The following is a 3,740-nucleotide window of genomic DNA, read 5'->3' as shown; positions in this document are numbered from 1 at the left end:
CCCCTGAATAAGGGGGGCATCTGATAATTTTTAACGCCTACCTACTTAGGCAGTATTTTGTTAAGTAAAGAGCCGCTATGTACGTTTTAATTGGTGGGGCGGGAATGATGGGGCTAGGTTTAGCCCAACAACTTTTAGACTTGGGACACACCGTGGCCATCGTTGATGTGGACCCTTTAGCTTGTCGGTTTGCCCGGGAAAAAATTGGTGTCATGGCCTTTGAGGGGAGCGCTGTCAGCACGAAAGTTCTGCTAGAGGCGGGGATTCAACAAGCTAACGCGGTTGTTGCCGCCCTAAGGGACGATGCCATGAATCTAGCCCTAGTCACCCTGTCTAGAAGTTATGGCATTTCCCATATTGTGGTGAGAATGTGCGATCGCGAATTTCTCGAAGCCTATCGTCTTGCTGGAGCTAGTCACATCATCAGCACGATTGATTTAGCCGTTGCCACCATGGCCAATGCGATCGAATACCCCGAAGTAGAATCGATGATGCACTTTGAACAGGGGCAAGTGGAGGTGCTAAAGCTGCCGGTCCCCAGGGATTGTTATGTAGCTGGGCGTACCGTTGCCCAAATCGCTCAAGATGCCAACTTTCCGACCGGTTCGCTGATTATTGGCTATCAGTGTCACGCTTCTGCCAGTTTAGAGATTCCCAACGGCAATACCGTCCTAGAAGCCGACTCAACTATTTTGGTGGTCACTCGTCCGGAATACGTCAAACCGATGATCGATTACCTCGGCATTCAAACTAATCATCGTCCAACGATAGAAGTTTCTCATCCAAACCTTTAACGTAAGATTGTACTAAATTTTCTGGTACAATGCGTTTGCGAAGTGCATCGCTCAAGGCTGCCTTCTCAGCGAGGAACAATCGTCGTCGAATGGCATCTAGTTGACCGTTGTTAGGCTCGATTTGCCCCGATCGAGACTGATTATAAGCATCCCGCAGCACCCGTTCCGATACCGCCACTTTTGCCTGATAAGATGCCCACAGTTCTTCGTACACTGCTTTCGGTAAAACGCCGGATTTCAGTAAATTGGCTAACTCATCTTGTGCCGCTTTCGACGCAATCAACTGCAGCTGTAACTGTCCAATCTCCCGTGTTACTGCCGAAACCTGACTAATATTGAGCTTTTTAATTAACCAGGGTAAGGCTAATCCTTGGATAACCAGAGAAAATAACACAGCCCCAAAGACTAGCTCGATGATCAATTCCCTCCCTGTTAGAGCCAAAGGAATGGCAACCGCTAGGGCCATGGAGAGGGAACCCTTGATGTTGCCCAAAATCAGAATATGTTGCCAGCGCAAGGGGATCGGTCGATCAATCCAGCGAAGTACCCATAGTAAAGAATACACTGACAGAATACGCCCCAATTGATAAGCCAAAATGACCAGCACAATCGATGGCAAGGTTTGCCATAGGGTCAAGGGGTTGATTTCAATGCCAATGAGCAGAAAAATAAAGGTATTGACGATAAAACCGGCATATTCCCAAAAACTGATCAGGGTAATGCGATCGGATGCAGAGGCGCTGCGAGGCAGTCCCAAGTTACCAAAGACAAGTCCGGCAATAACTACTGCCACCGCTCCCGATACACCCAAAAACTGCCCAAGTTGAAAAGCTCCCAAGGCAAGTGCAACCGTAAGCAACAGGCTACTCAGCGGCTCCCGTAAGCGCACATAGATGGGCAGACACAGGTAGCCTAGGACAGCGCCCACTAATCCCCCACCCAGAGCAACGATCAACACTTCCTTGATGACTTGTGTGGTGCTGATGGTTCCAGTCGCGTAAATCACCAAGAGCAAATTGAAGGTGACGAGTGCGGCTGCATCATTAAATAGTGTTTCCCCTTCCACAATAGTCGAGAGCCTAGAGGGAACCCGAATTTCCTTAAAGACGGCAATCATCGAGACAGTATCGGTGTTTGCTAGAATCACTCCCACCAGTAAGGCGGGAATCCAATCTAGCCCCAGGCCAAATTTTACCAAAACGGCAATAATCGCCGCAGAAAAAACCGAGCCGGGTCCTGCCAGCAGTGCGATCGGTTTAAAGGTGCTGCGAAGACGGCTGATATCCGTATTAATCGCCGCTTCAAAAATCAGAATCGGCAGAAAAAGGTTAAGCACTAAAAACGGATCTAACCCAATACGACGAGATAAAAGATCGGTGATCGGTAATCCTGCTAACACTAAACCTGCCACATAGGAAATGCGTAATCGCTGGGTTACTAGAGCAACGGCAGTGGCAATCAGTAGCAGCAGGATCAAGACAAGAACCAGTTCAGGAATGTCTCCCACCGTTTGGCTGTTCACAGCAGAACTGCTATCCAAGGATTTTTGTTGTGCTGCCCAGGCTACTAATAATTCTCCCTTCATAGGACGATTTTACCGAGAATTAAGAACTTGACTATTTTTACAATATAACGGAGGTTATGGTAGTTACAGCCTTTCTCAGATAGATACGGTTAGTTATTGTTGCTAAGTAGGTAGGCACAATTATTTGTAGGATGGGTTAGCGGTAGCGTAACCCATGCGGGCTAATAATTCTCCCTTCATAAGACGATATTCTCGGTAAGACCGACAATTAAGAACTTGGCTATTTTTATAATATAAGGGAGGTTATGGCAGTTACAGCCTTTCTCCGATTGATGAGGTTAGTTATTGTTGCTAAAATACTTGATGAGTAAGGATTAGTCTGTACTTCATCTCTAGGAGAAAGAATAAGAAATTTTCTATTTACCCAGTGATTACTGTGGGGAGGGAAAAGTTAGAGGCAATCGGGGCAAAATGATAAGTATTTTATCTGCAAATACCTTCAATACTTAAAAATATTTAAATTCACAATTGGTAATATTTATTAACTAAAATTCTCTAAAGCTTCAAATTGACGTAGGGCAAGACTAGAACCTTGCTTCCAGCCTAATTCTACATAATAGGGAAAAAGTTTCTTGATATTTATATCGGGAAAGAGACGACTATTTTCCCTTTCTTGATAACCGTCTTCTCTGAACAGATATATTTTTAATTCTTCCCGACGATAAACCCACAATTCGGGTATTTTCAGCAATTGATAGGCTCCTACATCAGTCAGGGAAGTAAAGTCCACTTCTATAGCTAAATCGGGAGGAGGATCAACAGTTAAATCAATTCTCTCTTTGCCTAAAATTGCCTCTCTATTATCAATATAAAAACAAGTATCTGGCTCTACTCCTGCTTCCCCCGATATTTTCAAGGTAATTGGATCAAAACATTGCCAGTCTTTGCCTTGGCGACGGAGGATAATTTTTACTAAATCCCTTAATGTATCAACACGATTGCCATGACTTGGTAAAGGAGACATAAGCCGAATTTCTTGAGTTTTGCCATTAAAATAGAGTTTAGGATAGGTTTTTGGGAGACGTAAACTCAGTAATCTTTCGTAATCTTCCCAAGTCTGATGGGGAAAAATAACTTGACTGCCCGGAGATAAAGATAAAGTATTTTCGTTGAGAGTAATTAGGAGCATTTTGATAATTATTTTTGGATTGTGTTGGACATAAGTAGGGAGGCAAAATTATTTGTAGGATGGGTTACGCTACCGCTAACCCATCCAGGCGTTGGGTTTCATGCTTCAACCCAACCTTGTATATTGAGAGAGGTGGTAGACCGTCCCAACCTTGGTCGGAAAAGACCGCTTCGTAGCAAGGGTCACCACCATAATCTCCCTGACAAAACTCGAACAGTCGCCGGGGTCGTGG

Annotated in this window: 3 protein-coding genes; 1 reads left to right on the top strand and 2 read right to left on the bottom strand. The window is 44.8% G+C overall.

From position 1 onward, the window contains the following. The first annotated feature begins 77 nt into the window (after positions 1-77). Positions 78-794, top strand: a complete 717-nt coding sequence (locus tag IQ242_RS19205; RefSeq protein ID WP_193961066.1) for a TrkA family potassium uptake protein — start codon at positions 78-80, stop codon at positions 792-794. On the opposite strand, the gene IQ242_RS19200 is transcribed toward IQ242_RS19205, so the two are convergent. Both IQ242_RS19200 and IQ242_RS19195 read right to left on the bottom strand, forming a co-directional pair. Next, positions 751-2,379, bottom strand: coding sequence for a sodium:proton antiporter (locus tag IQ242_RS19200; protein ID WP_193961065.1), 1,629 nt, complete (start codon positions 2,377-2,379; stop codon positions 751-753). The genes IQ242_RS19205 and IQ242_RS19200 overlap by 44 nt on opposite strands. A gap of 481 nt (positions 2,380-2,860) precedes the next feature. Next, entirely contained in the window at positions 2,861-3,508 is a 648-nt protein-coding gene (locus tag IQ242_RS19195; protein WP_193961064.1) for a Uma2 family endonuclease, read from the bottom strand. Positions 3,509-3,740: the final 232 nt, after the last annotated feature.

Source organism: Microcystis sp. LEGE 08355 (assembly GCF_015207185.1).
GTDB classification, from domain to species: Bacteria; Cyanobacteriota; Cyanobacteriia; order Cyanobacteriales; family Microcystaceae; genus Microcystis; species Microcystis panniformis.
This window is presented reverse-complemented; position numbering and strand designations above follow the sequence as displayed.

Coding starts and splice junctions, on each gene's coding strand:
- IQ242_RS19205 (WP_193961066.1), top strand. CDS start 78: ATGTACGTTTTAATTGGTGGGGCGGGAATGATGGGGCTAGGTTTAGCC.
- IQ242_RS19200 (WP_193961065.1), bottom strand. CDS start 2,379: ATGAAGGGAGAATTATTAGTAGCCTGGGCAGCACAACAAAAATCCTTG.
- IQ242_RS19195 (WP_193961064.1), bottom strand. CDS start 3,508: ATGCTCCTAATTACTCTCAACGAAAATACTTTATCTTTATCTCCGGGC.